The sequence below is a fragment of the Nitrobacter sp. TKz-YC02 genome (assembly GCF_049852135.1).
Lineage (GTDB): Bacteria > Pseudomonadota > Alphaproteobacteria > Rhizobiales > Xanthobacteraceae > Nitrobacter > Nitrobacter vulgaris.
The window spans coordinates 2495421-2515354 of the sequence record NZ_CP180728.1; the positions used below are offsets into that span (position 1 = coordinate 2495421).

Genomic DNA, 19934 nt, shown 5'->3' on the forward strand with positions numbered 1-19934 from the left:
GATGTGAACGAGGCATCGCGTCCGACGCCTTCAATACGCCGGTTAATCGCGCGCAGCTTCGATTGTATCGACGGCGCCGTATTCACATCGGCGGCGTCAATCCGTCTTTGCCATACGTGATGCGTGGAGCTTGCAGGGTTCCATCAGATTGCTTTTTCGCTGCGACAAAGATCTTGGTCCCCGGTTTAAGTTCGCTCCTGTCACCGGTGACGAAGGTGACGATTGCCGTGTCGGGGGTAACATGAATCTTCTTTTCTATGCCCTTGTACTTGACGGAAAGTATCTGTCCATCAACCCCGGCGACAGTCTGCTCAACATTCGCGTTGGTCATTTTGCTCTGCGGCTTGAGGTCCCAGTCATAGTGGCCTTCGCCTGTTCCCCGCATCGATTCCGGGAAGATGTGCACCTCGATCGCCCTTTGGCTGCCGTCTGCTTGCGTCATTCCGGTTGAGCCGACGAACATGCCGGACTTGATCTCGGCCATCGTCGACTTCACGATTGCTACAAAGAGCGGTTTGTCGGTGAGGGTCAGCTTCACCTCTGCACCGTCGCGATTCTTGATCACGAATATCGGCCCGTCGACATGTTCAATCGTACCCCGGATACGAACGGTTTCCTGCGCCGATACAGGCAATGCGGCGCACATCAGGGCGAAGCTTGCGGCTGCGAACGCGCTCCGTTTCAAGTCTGGCATACTGATCCCTTTCTGTGCTGCATTTCCTCGGGGTAATCTGATCCTGCCAAGGTTCTCGGCTGGCCGAGACGATCTTGATTGAACGTCAGCACAGGCGCATTCTTCGATAAGACCCAGGCAAAATTCCGCTCGGGTCTCGTCGCAGCTTTCCATTCGACTCAAATCTGCCTTGCCTCCTCCGGCTCACCGGATGCAAACTCTACCGAAAACTGCGGAGAAGTTAATCCGTTCGCTCTGAGGGAGATACGAGGGTGAAGAGCTTTGGCCTATCCACCGCAGTCGGCTTCTTACTTGCAGTCGCCCTGACGTGGTGGGTTAGACCGGACACTAGTTCGGGAACGATCTTCCTCGTCGTGACAGTGACGCTGTTTTGCACGGTCATGGGCACGATTTTTAGCTTTCTTCTTGGCGCAATCAGGAAGGAGAAATGACATGGCCAAATCGCTACTTCGCTTCACTTGCTTTGCTGCTTTGGCTCTGTGCCTCAGCTTGGCCAGCGCTCGTGCTGATTGCGATCCGCGAGACCGAAATTGTGACCAAAGCTATGGCTCCGGCTCTGCTCGAACAAAGGCTAATTCGTTCCGCAACTCGTCGCCGGAAGGGGTCGGCAGTCATAAGAAGAAACGCAAAGGCAGATCGGGACGCTTCGTTGGAGAGTCCGGGCGTGGACATTCAGGAAATGCCAGCTCTGGCCGGTCCAGCTACCGCAACGGCACCGGGGGCGGTGGCGGTGGCGGTGCCGGCGCTACCAACGGAAATGTAGGTCATGGACCCCGCTCCGCACCTACCATAGGTCGCCCAAGCCCCTCAATCGGCGAACGTGGTGACTCTGCATCGCATAGGCCACTACAGCCTGTCCGAGCATATCTGCGGGCACAAGAGATACCGCCGTCAGATGCAGGAGCCTATGGCTTACTCGTACTACACTCAAAGCCTACTGCAGCAAGCCGTGCCAAGCTTCTGATGGTCTGCAAGGCCTTCGTTGCCTTTTTTCCGCGAAGCGAAACTTCGAGTGTTCCAGTCGTCGATCAGATGGTGACGATCTGGCCGTTGGATGATCCTCAGGCCAGCCAGGCAAAGGCTGATGACTGCGAGTTTGTCCTGGATCATTACGATCTTGTGGCCTCACAGCTCGCCATTTCAGATGCACAGAAGCAACACGTAAACTTCGAGGGAGAAGGTCCATTCCTTGTCGGTTGGTCGCCATCTAAAGCGAGAGGGGTACCTGACGCTCTAGTACTCGTCGTTGACATGTCCGCCGACAACAATCAGGCAGACATCGACCACAAGTTCAGATTTTGGAAAAACAAGATCATTGAAGATCCGTCGCTGTGGCGAAACGGCTGGTCGGTGGAGCAAGTTCGTCAAGCGATCCATAATTTTGCAGAGGAATATGGGCAGTCGATGCTAGAGGCTATCAAGCTCTTCGGCGCTAAACCTTGACCACCCTGAGCCAAAATCGAACACACATGCACCGTCAAGTCTTCCCGTAGCGCTGGGGAGATTTAGGACCAGTCTGCGGAAAAGCCGCTGAATGCTGACCAAATTGACGGCCTGCGCGCGGAGCGCGGCCGCCTATGAGGTTGCTCCGCACGCGCCGTCAGCCATGACACGCCATCTCGTGACGAAAAAAGTTGGACTTGCTCGTACCCTAGTTGCTTGGCACTGCCGCCGCCCTTCATCGGCGACGGGCTCATATCGTCTTTAAAAATTCAATCAGTGCCCGCCGCTCGTCCGGCATAAGCTTGCGTCCGATTACACCATTCGCATGTGGCCCATCATTGAATTCATGGCCGGTATTGCGGTTGCCTCGCAACGCTGTATCCAGCTTGAAACCGCCAGTGAACCGTCCCGCTTCCGGATCGGTTTTTGAGCCGAGGCAACGCAGGTCAAGATTGTCCTCAGGCGCGGCCGATGCCGTTATCTGATAGCCCATGCAGACGGGATCGTACTCTCGCCGACCCAGATAGAAGGTCTTTGGCCGCTCCGAAACCGGTGAAAGTAGCGCGTAAATATTGGGGACAGCGCCGTTATGAATGAAAGGCGGCGTTGCCCACACTCCGTTAAGTGGCCGCATCTTGTAGGCGAGCGGATGTTGGATCAAGTTTGGCCGAAACCCATTCAACTCGGGACGCTCGGATTCGGAAACGTTGTGAGCGTCATACCAATGAGTCACTACCTTCTCGACCAGTTGGCCGAGGGCTGGTCCGAACTCGTTTGTGGCGATTCCTAAACTGTCCGGAATCACCACCTTCCGATTCCTCATGTCCTCCGCCTGCGCTGGATCGGTACCGAGGTCGGCGATCGTCTTTGTTTTAATTTCAAGATAGCGCTGGTTAAAACCGTTTGGCGGTAACCACGCCTTCGAGTCCCAGAATGCCTTGGTGCCAACCGGCGGCAGATGGCAACCCTTGCATAAATCGTCATAAAGAGCCCCGCCTCTCGCGGCGAGTGCGGTGTCGATGGGTCCCAGAATCTCCTCTGGCCATTTCGGCGCCGTCAGCCCCGTGAAGCCGTTCGTTTCGCTTGGCTGATTCCCCGCGATTGACTTCTCAATGTTGGCAAGCGCCTTCACCTGAACCTCGGAACTGAACAATCCTTTCCCGGGGTCGGTTAGATTGATCAACGCAGAAACCCCCATCGCCTCGCCTGCGTTGCGCACCATCGGCTGCATAATCGACGCGTTGTACTGCACCCAATCGAACCAGGGAGTGGTCCAGATGTGAGGGAAGTTCACTGGCGCCGTGGTGGCGGCGTAGTTCTTTTCTCTGGCTTCAGGCCCCAAGGAGAGCCCGAACACCTGGTTCCCGATGCGGTTCAAGGCGTCAAGACGGCCGTAGCCTTCGTCAACGCTCTTCTCAGCGACTTTCTTGTCGAGCTTCCTGATGACATCGAGCTGGTCCCACACAGCGGTCAGCTGTTGGCGCAATTCCGCCTTGTCTTCCTTACTAGCGTCCTCCCCGAGAACATTTTTCGCAAATCGATCGAAGCGGTCGGAGAAAAGGCTCAGAAAGCGGCCGGAAGAGAGCTTCGTAAGCAGAACCGATATCCCGAGTCCTTGTCGGAACTTGCCGAGGTCGGTCAGAGCCGGGCCACCCTCTATAAGTACGGTCGTGCCGCGATAAGCGAGCCGGCCGGTGTGGCAGGCAGCGCAGGTAAATCCGAGCCGTGTCATGGGCTCTTTGGTTCGCGGGTTGAGCCACGGCTGCCCTGTCACCGTGCGCATCGTCCCTGCTCGTGCAAACCCTACCGGTAACTGGTTCTCGCCGCCCTTGGTAGCACCCGGGATGAATCCATATCGGTCGAGATAAGCCGGGTCGCTTAAGCGACCGACATCGCCCACGAGCGACAACCGCGGCTGCTCCAGCGCGATGAACCACTCATAGGGTATGTTGAGCGTCTGGGTCCCCTGATCGGCGTGATGAAATTTTTCACGTTGATTCTGGTCCCAGCCTTGATCGAGCCACACGGCTTTCTTAATGGGCGCGTAATCTGGCAAGCTGACCGTCAGCTTGTCTCGATAAAGCTTGAAGCCAACAAGCGACACGGCAACGATCACGACCGCGACGATACCGATTCCGGTCTTCACCCCACGTTTCGTAATCACTCTCCCCTCCCGCTCCACCACTGAAAGCCAAAATTCGATTCGTTACGACAGAATGATCTTCTAATCGACAATTGGACCGACGTGCGAGCAAAACGTCCAACCAGCAGCTGTGACGCGCTGATCATCGCAGCTGGTGACGGCCGCATTGCACGGGGCTCAGTCGGAACGTGCGGCCGCAAAGAGAGCAGAGTTCACCGAACCGAAACGGTATTTCACCGTGCATGCAGCTCCCGCTGAGGGCTCGCGCCCCGTTTAATCCTACGCGCCTGCCCCGTGTCCGATGACAAAATGCTCGGCGAAAGGGCCGCCGGCCATGTCGATGTGCCCGGCATCGCCCTCGATCAGCCGGATACCAGGCAGCAGAAGAATCTGCCGGATCGTCTCCGGAATGATAGCATAGGCGACGAATTGGCCGAGGCATTCGTGCGGTCCAAAGCCCGTATGCAGATAAGATGTGCGGCGGCGGACGCGAAATTCGTTCGGCTCGGGGAAAACACCTGGATCGAACATGGCCGAGCCAATGCCGACCGCAATAACCGACCCGGCCGCCACCGTGGTCTCGTGCGGGCTGCCCGGGGCGAGCACCGCCCGTTCGGCGGCGACGCGGGCGACGAAAGTGGTCATCGGGTTAAACCGCAGCGCTTCCCAGACGATTGCATCGAATGCTGCGGTATCCGAGGATCGAGCCGCTTCAATCGCTCGCACGGTGACGTCGTGACGCAACAGGATCTGCTCGGTAGCGTTAACGATAGCTTGCGACGTTGTTTCGATCGCTCCGACCAGCAGGCCACAGATGTTGCTCACCACCTGCTCGGTATCGAGGCCAGAGAGACTGCCCGCGGTCATTCGCAGCAAACGCGACACGCTATCCTCGCCCTGCGCGTCGCTCCAAGGCTCGCGTTCGACAAGAAACGAACGAATCCATGTCCGCATCTCGGCACCGGCCGCATTGCAGGCGTCAAGCAGGGAGCGGTCGTTTGTCGGGTTGTGGAACATATCGGCCTGCGTCGCCCACGACCAGCGCAACATGTGCTTATCGTCCGGCCCCGGGAAACCAAAGCTTTGCTGCACGACGCGCAGCGGCACGAGCCGGGAGACTGTCTGCACGACGTCAACCGTAGGCGGCGGCACGGCGGCGAGGGCTTCGGCCGCCGTGACTGCCGCCAGCGCACGGATTGCCGGCACGTCCTCCCAACGGAGTATCGCGCGCATCACTGATTTGTCGCGCCAGTTCTCCACCGCCCCGTCGCGGGCCAGCATGAACGGACCGACTGAGTCATCCATATGCGGCGCGTAGGGTACGCGGAACGTCTCGTTGCGGGAAAGCGTATCGACGACGTCCGACCAGCGCGCCAGAACCGTGAAGGGCGGTAGTGTCATGACCGGTCGGTGCTCGCGCAATTCGCTGAACAGCGCCCTCCAGTCGCGTCTGAGCCACTGATAGAACAGTTCGGTGCGAGCGGGATCGTTTGCGGGCAGAGCATCGAGCGCTTCGAGGAATGGCATGACGTCGTCACCAATTGCTGTGGCCAGAAGGCAAAGCTTGTGCCGATCGCACAAGGGCAGATCCCAGAATTAGATCATGGTGGGCGCGTAATGCTTTCAGGCCGAATCAAATATTCCATACCTGCTTCAGGCTTGTCCGCACAGTCTAGAACACCGGCTTGGTTGGTGGATTATGTGGATCCTGAGGCTCTATGTTCACCTCATAGGCCAAAGGCCGAGTGGTAATGATTTGGAATCTGCCGTTGACGATTCTCATGGAATAGAGACCGGCGCTAGCGCCCCTCGGCGGTATGCAAGATTTGGTTTCGCCGACGCGACGGGTGTTCAGATCGACGGTTCTGAAGGTGCTATGTTCGTAATCGATGTTGTCCTTGGTCATGCGCGCTGTGCCGACCGCTTTCCCGAAACCTGCATTAGAGTCCTTCACGCACGCACCATGATTGCCGACCTTGCGCGACGTCACATCATCATAATGGCACGACCCATCTCGCGATTTAGACCACATCTTGTGGGCATATTGCAGTACGCCGCCATCATACTTGATAAACGCAAGCGCCAGGCATTGGTAATGGCCACCGACCCGCTTGGAGCGAGCATCGACGTCTCTAACCTCGCCATAGTAGACCGGGTCGCCCGTCTCCTGCGTCCAGAGCTTGAGATGCGATACAACCTCGGAAGGGTCGGTGATAGTCTGCGCAGCAACGCTCGATGACGCGCCAGCAATCGCAATGATCGAGATCAATGCTCTCCACATGATCTATCCTCTCTTATAAAATTCAGGCACTAAGTTCTCACGGTCTTCAGACTTGAGCAAGAACTTCGGTATCGCAAGCCCGGAGCGGTAAACAAAAGCTTGCCGAAGCGAGAACGCCGGCCGACGCAGTTGCTGTTCGAGAAGTTGCGCGGGCACGGATATGACGGTACCGTCGTTGGCAGACAGTCGCTGTTTTGCATCGCGGCCCGGTAGGGAGAAAAATATGCGCCGGTCATATCTCGTTATCGGAAGCATCATCTGCGCGACCGCGATGGTTGCGAGCGTGGGAACACCAGCGCCTGCGCAGGAGAATAGGCTGGATGATCTTGGGGTCCTGCGGGCATGCATCGCCCTCGGCCTGCAAAGCCTTGATGAAGAGAAGCCGCTCCGCCCGATCGCGACGCAGCGTAGCGAGCGCTTCCAGGGGAAGGTCGCGGAGACGAACCGCCTGATGTGCCGCGGCGGATCAAGCGCGGTTCAACAACGGCCGACCCCGTGGGTTGACTGGTCGAACTATTTCGGTACCGCCTCGAAGAGATCGATGCTCGACGTCCGCGACCAACGCGGCATCACAGGCGCCCTGATCGATCTCGAATATCAGCGAATGGAGCTGATTAAATTCAATTTGTTCGACAATAAGACCTTTGCGCAATATGCCAGTTCTCCGACCGGGCCGGTGCTAAAAAAGTGGAGCGAGATGCGGCTCGAGCCGACGCATCCAAGCTTCGCCAGCGTCGGCGGCAATGGACCGCAGCGCTGCGACGGAGACTTGATCCGCCATCGCACACTGACCGGCATCTGCAACGACATCGAGAATCCCGCAATGGGAGCCAGCGGGCAGCTTTTCGCCCGCAACGTGGAGTTCGAAAGCACGTTTCCTGATATTGGCGCCAACGAGCTCGCCAAGAATCGGCACGGCGACCGGCTCGGGTTGCTCAAGCCAGATCCGCAGCTGATTAGCCGCAAGCTATTCACACGCGACCAGGCCGGGGCGCGGAATTGCAATCAAGGGCATGGTGCGTCCGATTCGGTCGACGCCGACTGCCCGTACCGGAAGGCGCCGTCCTTCAATGTGCTCGCCGCCTTCTGGATCCAGTTCATGACGCACGACTGGTTCTCACACCTCGACGATTCGCGGAACGACCAGTCGCACATCATGACGAGCCTCGGCTGCGCGACGCCGGAGGCGGTCCAACTCGGCTGCCGCCCCGGCGACAAGATGGACGCGGCACTGATCGCCGACTCCACCGCTCCCGCAATGTTCAAGGCCGGGGAGAGTGGGACCGAACGACCCGCGCGGTCCTACAAGACGACGCGCAACACGGTCACGGCCTGGTGGGACGCGTCGCAGATCTATGGCTACGACGAGCGCTCGGAGCGACGCACCAAGCGTGATGCGGCTGATCGCGCGAAGTTCGACATGCGGCCAGGTCACACCGGTGAGAAACTTGGGTATTTGCCCGTGTTCGGGAGCGCGTGCCCGCCTGGGGCGACGACCGGACAGTGCGATCCGATTCAGCCCGAATGGGCCGGCCAAGAAGCTACGGCCTTTCCGGACAACTGGTCGATTGGCATGAGCTTCTATCACAATCTGTTCGTGCGCGAGCACAACAACTTCGTGGATGAATTTCGCAAGCAGGCGGCACTCACGCCGAACGCCGATTCGGGTCTGCGCAACCCCGCCGATCCGCGGCAAGTCATCACCTATTCGCAAGTCACGCCTGAGGAGCTCTTCCAAGTGGCGCGGCTCGTGGTGTCGGCCGAGATCGCGAAGATCCACACAATCGAATGGACGACGCAGCTTCTCTATAACGAGCCGCTATACCGGGCGATGAACTCCAACTGGTCCGGCCTTATCGATCAGGACAAATACCCGGTTATGAACCGGATCGTCGAGCGCATCCGCGACAAGTTCAGGGCGTCAAGCGACCCCAGGGACGCCAACGTGCTCGCATCGGCGGTGTCGTCGGGACCTGGGATCATCGCGACCGGCGCGAACAAGAAACTGGTCGACGAGGGTACGGGAAAGTGGGACCCGAAGATCGTGAACGGAGGCACCAGCCATTTCGGATCGCCGTTCAACTTTCCGGAGGAATTTCCGACGGTCTACCGCTTGCACCCGCTCGTGCCAGACCTGCTCGAATTCCGCCAGATTGAGAACGACCCGAACCAGATCCGTAAGAAGGTGGCGGTCATCGACACCTTCCGCGGCAAGGCGACCGCCCGGATGCACGACGGCGGACTGGCAAACTGGGCCCTGACGATGGGCCGCCAGCGCCTCGGTCTGCTGTTCTTGCGCAATCATCCCCAGTTCATGCAGAATCTCGATCTTGCCCCGCGCCTCGACACCAAGATCGACGTTGCCGCCCTCGACCTCATCCGCGACCGCGAGCGTGGCTTGCCCCGCTTCAATGAACTGCGGCGGCAGATCGGCCTGCGCCAGTTGACCAGCTTTGAGGACTTCATCGACAAACGACCTGACGTCTCCGAGGCGGATAAAAAGCTTCAGCGGGAACTAGTGGATTCTCTGCGGGCGATCTACGGCACGCACAAGTGCGACGTGAGCAAGCAGATCACCTCAGCGCAGCGCAATCCCGACGGCTCGCCGATCAACGACTGCCTCGGCAATGCGAATGGTAGCGAGGTCGACAACATCGAGGACGTCGACATGGTGGTCGGATGGCTCGCCGAGACGACCCGCCCGCATGGCTCCGCCATTTCAGAAACTCAGTTCCATCTGTTCATCCTGAACGCCTCGCGCCGCTTATTTAGCGACCGGTTCTTCACGTCGAGCTACCGCCCAGAGTTCTACACGACCTTCGGGCTCGATTGGGTCAATAACAACGGCCCGGGTGGCAAGCGGATGGAGCAAGGCGAGCCGAACGGCCACGAACAGGAGGTCGCTCCGCTTAAGCGCATCCTGCTACGCAACGCCCCTGAGCTGGAGCCCGAGCTCAGGCACGTGATCAATACGTTTGATCCGTGGGCGCGTGATCGCGGCGAATACTACTCCCTCGAGTGGAAAGCGCGCGTAGACGCAAAGAGCGATCCGTCATTCAAAAAGTGACCCAGATCGCAGTGCTCGTGAATGCTTGGCAGGTCCGGTCGGACCAATCGGACCTGCCTTTTCGTTGCGCGCATGTCGCTCGCGGGAAGCCGGCGCCATCCTGGATTGACCGAAGACCCCGCTGGACGAGAGTGCTGCGTTGCGCTCGCTTTCTCGCTTGCACTGGACATGCTCGTTCACCCTCTGACTTTGTTCCGTTCTCAAAGAACGAATCAACATCGCCATACAACCCGGCGTAACTCCTAACAGTCAGTGAAGAAGCCATAGAACCATTATCGCCCACATTCGCGAAAGCGACCGTTGGCGAAGCCTCCAGCTTCACCAACGGGACGGCTGAGACTTCCGTTGACCAAAAGCACGACCTTGATCGCACTTAAGGGATTGCGACGAGATCTCTCCACCGCGCCATTTTATCAAACTCTTTAGCTAACTAGCTCGCGCGAGACACGCGTCGTTGCCTTGCGCAAAACGCGCGATCTGCTAAACCGCGCGTTTTGCGATTGAAGGAATGAAGATTTGCCCATGAAGAAAACAGCCGTTCGTCGCGAGTGGACGAAGGACGACGTTCGCACTCTTAAGGCGCTTGCGAAGCAGAAGGCAGGCGTGGCGAAGATTGCAAGAATGTTGAAACGAACACCAGGTGCAACGGCAGCCAAGGCGCATACCATGGGTGTGTCGTTAAGCACTCGATAGTGGTGTCAGCGCTGAAGCGCAACGGCTTAGATACTCTTACCTGCCCTGTTCATTCTTACGATTGGGCCGCTTGGCTTGCGTCCGACGTTTGGGCACCCAAATGCAGAGCGATTGCTCGCACTCTCTGTGCTGGGGTTTGCCTTCTCTCCTGCCTATCCCCGTCGACTCATTGTCATCTTAATTCTGTTTGCGGGGATGAGGCACGGTTAGATTGATTGCAACTCGCTGGGGCGCAAAACTCCCATGATGCATCGTTGGCTGTTACTCTTTGCTACGCTCACAACAACGGGTGTAATTTTTGGTCGTGCATACGCCGAAGATGACGTGTTGATAAAACACGTCAAGACCACGTGGCGAGCGCAAGATGGAGCGACGATAAACGATATACTGTCCCGCGCGGCCAAGATTGCCCATTTTGTCCCGAGAGGTTGGGAAGTCGGTCAGAAACATGACACTGAAACCCCCGTGGTCTTTTTGTGGGCTAGAAGCCAAGGCGACAAGCCTGACGACGCATATACAATCTCTTGGAATATATCGGCCAAGGGCGACATGTCACTTGGTCCATCTTACGCGAAGACAATGCAACTCGGTTGGCAACCGTTCGCGTTGTCCCTCATTGCCAGAGAGATGGCAGACGAATACCCGCAGCCTAACGTTGCCTTTTTACATGACACGTCCAGCTACGACTTTGTTGTTACAGCGCAGGGTGGACTAGGCGATCTTTTGAAGAAAGGACGCTGCACAATAGGCCATCCTGTATCTCTCGACTACGTTGTTCTGCCCAAGGAGGCTCCCAAGGAGGATGTTTGGCGGCTTCAGATTTCGGTAAATTGCGAGATCGCCGGCCCGTCATATTTTACGCGCGACGGCGTCATTATCTTCAAAAAGACAAATCGCGACCCGTGGCAGCCGGCATCATTTTTTGCCCGTCGCATCGCGAAGTATCCTCCCGGCCATTGGTTCGAACAGGTCGAACCGGATGAGCAAAAAGCGTTTGATGCGGTCCGTAAAGCGCTCAAAGGACCACGGTAGCAGTACGGATCGAGTGCCGGACTTTTTCTTCTTCCGGATTGTCATGTTACTCAGACACCGCTCCGCATCCGCTCGTTCCTGACGATTGTCGTTCCTCTATTTCCTTTAGGTCGTGCGGTTCTCGACGCCGACTGTGTGGCGTAGGTACTGAGATGCCGAGTGATTGGAGCGTGAAGATCATGGGCACGCTTGTGTTCCAGCGATCATTCAATCGCGCGTCATGAGGGTGATGCAACCTCCACTCACCCTTGCAGGAGATAATAACGCAATCCTGACTCCTTGCATCATAGTGCCGCGTTCACGCCACCGCGAAAACAAAGAAGCGGAGCACACTACCGGGCGGCGTCCCCGAGCGCTGAAATTGATCCGGTTACGGAAGGACGAAGAGAGCGCTTCCAATGAGTTCGACATCACTACACAAACAAATTGCCACCACGCTCGTTGATAACGCGGTCAACGACGGCTTTATCATCTCCATCAACAACGGGGACGAGACGATCGTGGACCAGTCACGGAATAGCAGCGAGATCATCAGCGCGATGTTTCATGCCGAAATGGACACGCTCATGCTAAACGTCGAAGAGCGGCGCGTTGGCTTCATCACTTTAATCTACGACAACGAAAGAAACGGGCTCGATGTGATCAGCGATCACACTGACATCCCTCACATTAATCGTCTGGTTGAGCACACCATGAGGGAGTTTGAGCGCTGATCTCTGCGCCGCGCATCTCGTCGGTGATTCCACTCGCGCCAGCGGCATTTTGTCAAAGTTCGCGACGAGCGGGCTTCTTGGTTCCGCTGGCCTTACGCTTGCGCGGCTGTCTTTGCTCGCCGATCTCGGCAAACGGATTTGGCAGCATCATTTTCATATCGATCAGACGAGACGCGGGAAAATGACTGCGGTCGGCCCGCGATATGTGGCGTCGCGCCGCCATCCGATCAGCTAGATCATTCGGGGTGCTAAGCATCGCGATACTCCACGTGCGACACTTGAAATGTAACCCTCGCGCCGGAGATTGGGAGTTCAGTATTGCGTGATCGATTGGTTCAGGCAGCAGCACCAACACCGCCCGCTCCGTCGCTGCCTGGCATCTTTCCCGACTAACCAACGCCAATCGCGTAACGCGCCGCAGGGACGTGAGATATCGTGCGCCTGGGTCATTCCGAGCACTCTGCGCAGAACCGCCCTGTACGCCTCCGTATTCGAATATGAACAGATATTCAGCTACTTAGCGCAAATTTCTGGGTGATGCGCCGGAACGCAAACCGTCCGTGTTAATTAGCCTTCCACACGTTAATGGGAGTTGGCTTATGAACAAGTTGATTGTAGCGATGACGGTTGGCGCGGCTGTACTGTTCAGTGTTTCCGCTGCAAACGCAGCCAAGCAAAAGGGCCTGACCGAGGTCGCCCAGTTGTCAACCGGCAGTAAATCTCAAAATCGGCACTATCGACACTCTTCTGGGCGTAAGCACGATGGCCACCGCCATAGCCGGCACTATGGCCAATCTGGCCATGGTTACTATCGTCAGCAAGGAAGCGATAGTTACGCTCCGCATGGCGGCAACTATGGTGGCTCAGGTTATGGCGGGGGCGGCTATGGCCAAGGCGGCGGCTACGGTGGCCCAGGTTACGGCGGAGGATATGGCCCCGGTTACGGCGGGGGCGGCTATGGTGGGCCGGGGGTTGGCGTCGGCAGAGGCGGATACGGTGGTTGGTGAAAAAGAAGCCCGCAGCGATGCGGGCTTTTTACATCAACGCCCTTAGGGACGTACAGGCGAGATCGCTATGAAAAGGATCATGGTCTCAGGCTTGACCACTTTCTTCTCAGCCATTCCGTTGCTTCCCGCTTAGTAGAAGCGGGCGAGGATGGCGACGTAAGAGGCAAAGACAACGCCAGCGATCACGCACCGGCCTGGATCAAGCTAAACTTATGAAGTCTGAAGGGTACACCAGAATCTAACGCTCATTGGTCGCAATAGATAAATCCGAGATAGTTGCGGCCACGATCACTCTCATCGGCCGGCCGGAGAGATTTGACGGCTCATGAAGACGTTCACTGCCTGTAGAGTTGTTGGCGTCAGCTTCGATTGCATTTTCCTAATGGCGTCTGGAAGAACTATCAAAAGTTTACCTTCGGTAATCACTAAGGCGTCGGTCGGAACATCATAAGCAACGAAAAATTCCCCTCTCAGGTGACCGCCAGATCGCTCCGGATCAGCTCCGTCCAAGCTGAATAGATGTTGAAATCGTTCGGCAGGAATATGCTGGCTGATTTCTTCGGCGATCTCTCGGACAACACACTCCAAGAATGTTTCCTCGCCTTCCCTGTGCCCCCCGAATAGGCCGACTTTTCCGGGCTGAATGATGTGGGGAATATTATCGCGCTGCTGCAGAAGCACGTTGCCGTTAACATCGATCAGGAGTGCCGCTGCGATTTCGCGGGTATAGGAATTGTTCATCGAAAACCTAAGGACAGGACTTTACGACTTCGGGCTATGGGAAAAGCTGCACACCGGAGCGACCGGCGAGTTCATGGACTGCAATATCGGAACGTGACAGCTTCATCGAGAAAATCCGTTTCATCTGGAGGGACGAATTTGAGAACATCTTTGAGAACATCCGAGTTTCGTCCAGAGGTTTCTGGACGAAACTCGGTGCTAAAAAACACCATAAAAATAATTCAAACGGTCACAACATGTTCTGCGTAAAGACTCGCAATATACAACGCTCGCAACGAGCGTGAACCGGCAGATCCCGCTGAGCTTGCATGGGCAATGCCTCGCGTGAGCCCATGGCTAAACTCTAACCCGCCGGCTCTCATGCTCCGAATCAATACCAACCATAGGGCTGGTAGCAGCCGTTCCACTGGTACCCGCCGCCCCACCCCCAACAACCGTTACCATAGCCATACGGATAGCCTCCGCCCCAGCCACCGTACGGATAGCCCCAGCCCCCGCCCCATCCCCAGCCGCCGAGGCCAACCGCAACAGGAAAGCCCCATCCCCAGCCCCGCCGCCATCCCCAGCCTCCTCCGGCCCAATGTCTACCCCCCCAGCCCACGCGCCTGAACCCGCCGCCGGCGAACCCGCCTCTAAACCCGCCGGGCATCCCCATTCCAAATCCACCGCCCCGAAAACCGCCAAATCCGCCGCCGCGGAAACCACCGCCTCCAAATCCGCCGCCACCCCTAAAGCCCCCTCCTCTCTGCGCCGACGCCTGATCCGGCACCAGCGTGAGAACCGATGCGGCGATTGCCACGCCACTCAAGATGGCCAACACTTTCTTACGCATTGCACACTCCTTCGGGTTGAGCGTTTCGCACTTGCATCAGGCCGGCTTTGACTGCGTCAATGGCCCAGTGCGATCCGCCCAGGACGAACACTCGACGTGCAGTCACACATCTCCCGGCCGTTCCTACAACGTTAGCATTGTTTACTCGTTCCTGCGCGGGTAGATCGCAAGTCGTGGTCTGATGGCGACTTCCGGTCTTGGCCAGCGACCTCGCGCACGAACCGGCGCGGTGAAACATTGAGCCAGCCTTGCCTACCGTGTGGCGGGGCGAGCTGATAGGCTTGTAAAAGCGGAGGGCCGGATGACGGTGGTTTGCGCACGGATGATGTGCGGCGCTAGTGACGCTGAGTGATGATGATACTCAATCCGGATCATATTACGATTGAAGTGGCAGACACCGGCCCGGCGATCGAGCTCTTCGCGCTCCTTGGCTTCAGAAAGGATCACGTCGCGATAATCGACGGCGGACTCCCTGCCCGCTACATGGGCATGCCGGACATGAAGGCGCAACACATCACTCTCGCTCTCGAAGGAGCCGATCCCCAATTCGAGATTCAGCTTCTTGAATTTGAACCTACCCCAGGGGCCGATCCGGGTGTGCACCCAACGAACCTGCGACGACTAGGCTTCAATCATCTCGCCTTCCGCGTCGACGACCTTGAGGCAACCACTGCACACCTCGTGGCTAATGGCGTGACGGTGCTCAGCGACGAGATGGACTACATCAGCCGAAAGCTGCGGCTCTTCGAAGGTCCCGAGGGCATCACCATCGAGTTGGTACAGCGGGACGGCTAGATGCTCTTAGCTTGGACCTCAAGGCACGCCGGTACTGACATGTCAAAAACGCGAGCGTCTAAGGGCGGAGCGGCTGGCTCGTGAGCCTGTCGAGCCACCTCGTCTCCGAAGCGGGGCCGAAGGCGAAGCGGTAGCTTCGCGTCCCTTTTCTCGCGGTACAATCCGAGCTAGGTTCCGACGATCCGAAGACGGTATTCGGCATCAAGAGAAACGCCCAATGCGAAGGAAGTTGATCGCTACGGCCCTGTTCGGGTTCACTGCTTGGGCGATCGTCACGTTTGCCATGATGGTAGCGAAGTGGACCAGCCAAGTGCAGTCCAGATCCAGCGTTACTCACACGACCCCTAGGTGAGGGTTGCAGAGCCAGAATTGTTTATGGACTTCCATAAACTCTCTGATCATGCCCTTGTTGAGTGCGTCGGATGCAACCTGGTCACAACCTTGTGACCTACAAATTTGCAACTAGGGGTTCAAAAGCGATTTGCTCGAACGTCTAACTATAGAGGTCCTTTGACCCTGGGGAATGGCTTGGTCGGGGACATCGGGCGCTGCCTTCCTTGAGGGTAATCTTCGGCCTGCCTCCTCCTATAGCTCCCGATGAAGCTCTGGATCGCCGCCTGGAAGATCGGGCTGAAGACGAACCGGTAGCGCCGACATCCGGAATCCAGCGAACCGGAGTTACATCGGCACTCTCTCAAAGAACCTTTCTTAGTGTTCTTCGCCGCGCTCTCTTCTCCGGGTTGCCAAGGCATCCCGACTTGGAGACGCCGACCGGATCGACGTGTCCTTTATCGATCCGCTTCTGCCCATTTCCTTTTCTTTTAGAACCGCAAGATCGGTCAAGCATATCGTGCCAATTAAGGACTAACTGAGCCGCCACGGAAGGGAAAGATGAAGGCGGCGTAACAAAACTACCAAGCACGAATGCGGCGAGTGCTGGACTATATTGACCGGCATCTTGATGATGATTTGAGCTTGGAAACGTTGAGCGGCATTGCTGCCTTCTCGAAGTTTCATTTTCACCGGCAATTCACGGCGAGCTATGGGCTGTCCGTGCATCGCTATGTCCAGTTGGCCCGGCTGAAGCGCGCATCACACCAGCTAGCCTATATGAACACACGCAGCGTCACAGACATTGCGATGGAAGCCGGCTACGACGCGCCGGACGCATTCGCTCGCGCCTTTCAGAAACGGTTTGGGCAATCGCCATCGTCATTCCGAAAATCTCCCAAATGGAAGCCGTGGCTTTCGGCCTTAGGGCCACTCGACGAAGTCAGGAGCAAACTCATGAAAAAGATCTTCAGCGATGACGACGTGACGATCCGGAATGTGCCCACCACACGGGTGGCGACTATGGAGCATCGTGGAGACACGGCGACGTTGGGCAGCACGATCCAAAGGTTCATCGCGTGGCGAAGGGCAGCTGGGCTGCACCCGAAGACCAATCCCACTTTCAATGTCTGGCGTTCTGAGCGGCGTCCTGTATCGCCTGCCGACTACAGCGTCGACCTTTGTGTTGGGACGGACGAACAAGTTGAAGCGAACGGCGCGGAGATTAGAGTCGGGGAAATCCCCGGAGGACGCTGCGCTGTTCTACGCGTCGCCGGCAACACCAGTAATCTGGAGCCCGCCGCGCTCTATCTTTATCGTGACTGGCTTCCGACAAGTGGCGAAGAAGCACGAGACTTCCCGATCTACTGCCAGCGGCTCAGTTTCTTCCCGGACGTGCCAGAGCACGAAGCGGTTGCGGAACTATTTCTGCCGCTGAGATAGCGCGAGCCGCCGTGTCTCTGCGAACTCCTCGAATGTCTTCTCGTGTTCCGGGTCGCAGCAAAAACGCGACCAACCGTCTTCCTCGCCCTCGCATTCCGCGAAAAAAGAGGAGGATTGGCGACATCCGGAACGCAAATGGCCCGAAGCTTTGCCTCGGGCCATCCACATCGACTCACTCAGTCAAATATACCGATTCGAAGGTTTTCCGCGCTTTCCGTGCCACGGTTCGCGACGACTTCATAAGAGACCTTTACGCCCTCAATAAGCGTGCTGAAGCCCGCCATCTCCACGGCTGAGATATAGACGAACACGTCCTTGCCGCCGCTATCGGGCTCGATAAGACCAAAACCTTTCGCCGCGTTGAACCACTTTACAATACCAGTCGCCACTGCCGCACTCCGTTTTGGAGTGACTTCTCAACCTGAGTTATAACGCTCCCGAACTTGTTCGTTCCATGTTGCTTGACCGAACGTTTCTCTGACCCGGACGTATTGAATGGACGACCTGCGCTCGAACGCACGCGCTTGATCTCCGTCGTCTTGGCCTTCTCTCGAAGGCGACGCTTCCGCCTACGAACCGAATCTCAACTCCGGAAACGCGGTACAGAACTTCCCAGGGACCGACCGCGTCGAGAGCCGTCACTCCGGATAAAGGAGAAAAGTGAGCTGCAGCGGTACGCCGGTGTACCTGGCACTGATTCTGGCGTCAGACTGATAAAGTCCCAGAAGCTATCATGCGCGGACAGCACCTGTGGAAATGCCCGGTCCGGCTCTTCCTTGACGACATGGACCATATCCGGAAACTTAATGGCGTCCTGGATGAAGAAGTTCAGGCCACAAGCAAAGCCGCCGACTGCATCGCTACTGTCAGCCTTTGATGCCGGACGCGGTGACGGGCTCGTGCAGGATGCGAAACCAGTTCGCTTTCCTGGCCTGCTCTACGGCACCGATCGCCCTGTTGGCGAGCCAGACTCGATGGCGCCTGCCGGTCGCCCACTCCTCGAAAATGACCTGGCCGCAGAAGCGCTCGGTCTGCGAGAGCGGAAAGGCCTGGCCCGTGCGCTCGAGGTAATCCATCGCGATATCCAACGCGTCCTCAAGAGCGGGAACCTGCGGTATAGGAAACAAATATGACATGGGGATCATCCGGCAGATGGGCGGGTAAAAACCGCCGCGCTTCCGAATCGTTCCCCGCCGCGGCGCGCATTTCCAAAGCGCGTTTCGCGGAACGCATGCGGAGCGCGCCGGTTATCCCTGGCGGGTTTCGTTTGCGGCGCATCTCATCCCTAGGGCTGCGCTTGCGTTGCGGGCGGCGGCGGATTCTCGGCGGACTTATCGTGCGTGTTGCGGCCGGGGGAGATCAGCAGGATGCCAAACAGCACCAGGATGACCACGCCCGCGATAGCCCAGCGGGCGGTTTTGGTGCGCTTCGCATCGCTTGTTGCCCTGGGACGCTCGTCGTTATTGGGGAATGCCATGGCTGCGCTCCATGCGTGTTCGGGATAGCAACCTCACCGGGCCGTGACCGTTCCCGGAAGGCCGCACACGGGCGCGTAATAGTCGCCTCCTCTCTCGTTACGCCTCCTCTCTCGTTACAAGGCTGCTAGAGACATTCTGCGAGGAGATAAACGGCGGCGCCTCGGTTCAGAATGTCCACATGCTTGGTTTGTCAAAGGCAAGACACGATAGTAAGCCTCTTGATCGGAGGGATGTTATGTTGAAAGGATCGATGATCGCTGCGGTGGCTGCCGTTTCGGCGCTGGTGGTGCTTCTGGCCATGCCCGGAAGCTCAAAGACCGAAGCGGCCCTTCCCGACAACGGCGAGCGGGACGCCTATTCAGTTTCCGATTATTACGGAGGCGAATACGACTGGCCGAGGCTGAAGCTTGCAGAGCCGTCGACAAAGCAGAGCATCACGCGTGACATCGTCCCGCAGGTTGAGAGCCTCACGCCTGACCAATTGGCGCGCCTCGCGAAGCAGGACGATTTTTGCTCAGGTCCTTTCTCGATCAGATGCTTCGGGATTCCGACCAGCAAGCTGAGAGGATATGTCGAATGGGCCTTGGGCCGGCACGTCCATACCATGGCAATCCAGTCCGCACTGGCAGCCGAGCGCTCCGCCGCTTCCGAACGCCAGGCAAACACGGCCGCAACGCGCGCAGGCGATATCGCGAGCCGCGCCATCATGTGGGCCGGCCTGAGCATCGCTATTGCAGTCGGCGCCTTATTATTTGTCCTTTGGAAGGCGCTCCGACCTGCCTCGGGCGTGTTGGTCTCAAAGTGAGGCGGAGGGTTTGCCTCCCACAACGAAAGCACGCAAGGGCCGCAGACGCAGGATTCCGAGGTTTACTAGCCGGACTCAACGAGGTACGCGTTCTGCCTTGTTTAATTGGAGAACGGCTCCTATGAAGAGACTCGCGCTGAGCGCGCTTATTGCGTTTGCGGCCGCGCCGGCGTTCGCCGAGACGGTGGTCCATCACGAGGAATACTACGTCATCCGCGATGCCGCGACGAAGAAGTGCACCATCGTGGACAAGAGGCCAGCGACCACCACGAACATCCCGACAACCCCGTCGACTATCGTCGGCCTCGGCGTCTTCAAGACCCGGTCAGAAGCGGAGGCCGGCATGAAGAAGATGGAGGTTTGCGACGACGACTAATGCGCTCCGGCCGGAGACGCGCGCAGAGACCCGACGCATCGCGGAAATCCCGCAATTGATT

Annotated in this window: 19 protein-coding genes and 1 pseudogene; 9 read left to right on the forward strand and 11 right to left on the reverse strand. The window is 57.7% G+C overall.

Features of this window, described 5'->3' with window-relative positions:
* Positions 1–82 precede the first annotated feature (82 nt).
* Positions 83–646 carry a hypothetical protein gene (locus ACM561_RS11835; protein WP_425905282.1) on the reverse strand — a complete coding sequence of 188 codons (564 nt, stop codon included), beginning with the start codon at positions 644–646 and terminating at the stop codon, positions 83–85.
* A gap of 1011 nt (positions 647–1657) precedes the next feature.
* Between ACM561_RS11835 and ACM561_RS11840 the strand changes: the two genes are divergently transcribed.
* A complete protein-coding gene (locus tag ACM561_RS11840) occupies positions 1658–2137 on the forward strand; it encodes a hypothetical protein (protein WP_079445802.1) in 480 nt (159 codons plus the stop codon).
* Between the two features lie 250 nt (positions 2138–2387).
* On the opposite strand, the gene ACM561_RS11845 is transcribed toward ACM561_RS11840, so the two are convergent.
* The 3 genes from ACM561_RS11845 to ACM561_RS11855 form a co-directional block, all read right to left on the reverse strand.
* Positions 2388–4301, reverse strand: a complete 1914-nt coding sequence (locus ACM561_RS11845) for a di-heme-cytochrome C peroxidase (RefSeq protein ID WP_425905284.1) — start codon at positions 4299–4301, stop codon at positions 2388–2390.
* Positions 4302–4559: 258 nt separating this feature from the next.
* Positions 4560–5807, reverse strand: a complete 1248-nt coding sequence (locus tag ACM561_RS11850; RefSeq protein WP_425905288.1) for a cytochrome P450 — start codon at positions 5805–5807, stop codon at positions 4560–4562.
* Positions 5808–5952: 145 nt separating this feature from the next.
* Complete coding sequence (locus ACM561_RS11855) at positions 5953–6561, reverse strand: hypothetical protein (protein ID WP_425905290.1); 609 nt, start codon at positions 6559–6561, stop codon at positions 5953–5955.
* 223 nt (positions 6562–6784) lie between these two features.
* On the opposite strand from ACM561_RS11855, the gene ACM561_RS11860 reads away from it, so the two are divergent.
* From ACM561_RS11860 to ACM561_RS11870, 3 genes are all read left to right on the forward strand, one after another.
* Positions 6785–9628 (forward strand): peroxidase family protein, encoded by a 2844-nt coding sequence (locus ACM561_RS11860; RefSeq protein WP_425905291.1) that lies wholly within the window; start codon positions 6785–6787, stop codon positions 9626–9628.
* 936 nt (positions 9629–10564) lie between these two features.
* Positions 10565–11353 (forward strand): nodulate formation efficiency C protein, encoded by a 789-nt coding sequence (locus ACM561_RS11865; protein ID WP_425905293.1) that lies wholly within the window; start codon positions 10565–10567, stop codon positions 11351–11353.
* Between the two features lie 398 nt (positions 11354–11751).
* On the forward strand, positions 11752–12066 hold the full coding sequence (locus ACM561_RS11870) for a hypothetical protein (protein ID WP_425905295.1): 315 nt from the start codon (positions 11752–11754) through the stop codon (positions 12064–12066).
* A 52-nt stretch (positions 12067–12118) separates the two neighbouring features.
* Here ACM561_RS11870 and ACM561_RS11875 read toward each other — a convergent pair whose 3' ends face one another.
* A complete protein-coding gene (locus ACM561_RS11875) occupies positions 12119–12421 on the reverse strand; it encodes a hypothetical protein (protein WP_425905296.1) in 303 nt (100 codons plus the stop codon).
* Between the two features lie 407 nt (positions 12422–12828).
* Between ACM561_RS11875 and ACM561_RS11880 the strand changes: the two genes are divergently transcribed.
* The gene (locus ACM561_RS11880; RefSeq protein WP_425905298.1) at positions 12829–13119 is read left to right on the forward strand and encodes a hypothetical protein; all 291 of its coding nucleotides are present in this window, start codon (positions 12829–12831) and stop codon (positions 13117–13119) included.
* 248 nt (positions 13120–13367) lie between these two features.
* On the opposite strand, the gene ACM561_RS11885 is transcribed toward ACM561_RS11880, so the two are convergent.
* A complete protein-coding gene (locus ACM561_RS11885) occupies positions 13368–13814 on the reverse strand; it encodes an NUDIX hydrolase (protein ID WP_425905300.1) in 447 nt (148 codons plus the stop codon).
* 370 nt (positions 13815–14184) lie between these two features.
* Complete coding sequence (locus ACM561_RS11890; protein WP_425905302.1) at positions 14185–14646, reverse strand: hypothetical protein; 462 nt, start codon at positions 14644–14646, stop codon at positions 14185–14187.
* A gap of 351 nt (positions 14647–14997) precedes the next feature.
* Here ACM561_RS11890 and ACM561_RS11895 point away from each other — a divergent pair, with 351 nt between their 5' ends.
* Together ACM561_RS11895 and ACM561_RS11900 are read left to right on the forward strand one after the other, a co-directional pair.
* Positions 14998–15441 carry a VOC family protein gene (locus ACM561_RS11895; RefSeq protein ID WP_425905303.1) on the forward strand — a complete coding sequence of 148 codons (444 nt, stop codon included), beginning with the start codon at positions 14998–15000 and terminating at the stop codon, positions 15439–15441.
* 924 nt (positions 15442–16365) lie between these two features.
* Positions 16366–17214 (forward strand): AraC family transcriptional regulator, encoded by an 849-nt coding sequence (locus ACM561_RS11900; protein ID WP_425905304.1) that lies wholly within the window; start codon positions 16366–16368, stop codon positions 17212–17214.
* A 176-nt stretch (positions 17215–17390) separates the two neighbouring features.
* On the opposite strand, the gene ACM561_RS11905 is transcribed toward ACM561_RS11900, so the two are convergent.
* The 4 genes and pseudogenes from ACM561_RS11905 to ACM561_RS11920 form a co-directional block, all read right to left on the reverse strand.
* Positions 17391–17603 carry a cold-shock protein gene (locus tag ACM561_RS11905; RefSeq protein WP_425905306.1) on the reverse strand — a complete coding sequence of 71 codons (213 nt, stop codon included), beginning with the start codon at positions 17601–17603 and terminating at the stop codon, positions 17391–17393.
* 302 nt (positions 17604–17905) lie between these two features.
* Positions 17906–18040 (reverse strand): annotated as a pseudogene (locus tag ACM561_RS11910) (catalase); the annotation flags it as partial.
* Positions 18041–18080: 40 nt separating this feature from the next.
* A complete protein-coding gene (locus tag ACM561_RS11915; protein ID WP_425905307.1) occupies positions 18081–18350 on the reverse strand; it encodes a hypothetical protein in 270 nt (89 codons plus the stop codon).
* Between the two features lie 149 nt (positions 18351–18499).
* On the reverse strand, positions 18500–18691 hold the full coding sequence (locus tag ACM561_RS11920; RefSeq protein WP_425905308.1) for a hypothetical protein: 192 nt from the start codon (positions 18689–18691) through the stop codon (positions 18500–18502).
* A gap of 236 nt (positions 18692–18927) precedes the next feature.
* Here ACM561_RS11920 and ACM561_RS11925 point away from each other — a divergent pair, with 236 nt between their 5' ends.
* Together ACM561_RS11925 and ACM561_RS11930 are read left to right on the forward strand one after the other, a co-directional pair.
* Positions 18928–19497 (forward strand): hypothetical protein, encoded by a 570-nt coding sequence (locus ACM561_RS11925; protein ID WP_425905309.1) that lies wholly within the window; start codon positions 18928–18930, stop codon positions 19495–19497.
* Positions 19498–19618: 121 nt separating this feature from the next.
* Positions 19619–19873 carry a hypothetical protein gene (locus ACM561_RS11930; RefSeq protein WP_079448348.1) on the forward strand — a complete coding sequence of 85 codons (255 nt, stop codon included), beginning with the start codon at positions 19619–19621 and terminating at the stop codon, positions 19871–19873.
* The last annotated feature ends 61 nt before the right edge of the window (positions 19874–19934 follow it).

Coding starts and splice junctions, on each gene's coding strand:
- ACM561_RS11835 (WP_425905282.1), bottom strand. CDS start 646: ATGTGCGCCGCATTGCCTGTATCGGCGCAGGAAACCGTTCGTATCCGG.
- ACM561_RS11840 (WP_079445802.1), top strand. CDS start 1,658: ATGGTCTGCAAGGCCTTCGTTGCCTTTTTTCCGCGAAGCGAAACTTCG.
- ACM561_RS11850 (WP_425905288.1), bottom strand. CDS start 5,807: ATGCCATTCCTCGAAGCGCTCGATGCTCTGCCCGCAAACGATCCCGCT.
- ACM561_RS11855 (WP_425905290.1), bottom strand. CDS start 6,561: ATGTGGAGAGCATTGATCTCGATCATTGCGATTGCTGGCGCGTCATCG.
- ACM561_RS11860 (WP_425905291.1), top strand. CDS start 6,785: ATGCGCCGGTCATATCTCGTTATCGGAAGCATCATCTGCGCGACCGCG.
- ACM561_RS11865 (WP_425905293.1), top strand. CDS start 10,565: ATGATGCATCGTTGGCTGTTACTCTTTGCTACGCTCACAACAACGGGT.
- ACM561_RS11870 (WP_425905295.1), top strand. CDS start 11,752: ATGAGTTCGACATCACTACACAAACAAATTGCCACCACGCTCGTTGAT.
- ACM561_RS11880 (WP_425905298.1), top strand. CDS start 12,829: ATGGCCACCGCCATAGCCGGCACTATGGCCAATCTGGCCATGGTTACT.
- ACM561_RS11885 (WP_425905300.1), bottom strand. CDS start 13,814: ATGAACAATTCCTATACCCGCGAAATCGCAGCGGCACTCCTGATCGAT.
- ACM561_RS11890 (WP_425905302.1), bottom strand. CDS start 14,646: ATGCGTAAGAAAGTGTTGGCCATCTTGAGTGGCGTGGCAATCGCCGCA.
- ACM561_RS11895 (WP_425905303.1), top strand. CDS start 14,998: ATGATGATACTCAATCCGGATCATATTACGATTGAAGTGGCAGACACC.
- ACM561_RS11900 (WP_425905304.1), top strand. CDS start 16,366: ATGCGGCGAGTGCTGGACTATATTGACCGGCATCTTGATGATGATTTG.
- ACM561_RS11915 (WP_425905307.1), bottom strand. CDS start 18,350: ATGTCATATTTGTTTCCTATACCGCAGGTTCCCGCTCTTGAGGACGCG.
- ACM561_RS11920 (WP_425905308.1), bottom strand. CDS start 18,691: ATGGCATTCCCCAATAACGACGAGCGTCCCAGGGCAACAAGCGATGCG.
- ACM561_RS11925 (WP_425905309.1), top strand. CDS start 18,928: ATGTTGAAAGGATCGATGATCGCTGCGGTGGCTGCCGTTTCGGCGCTG.
- ACM561_RS11930 (WP_079448348.1), top strand. CDS start 19,619: ATGAAGAGACTCGCGCTGAGCGCGCTTATTGCGTTTGCGGCCGCGCCG.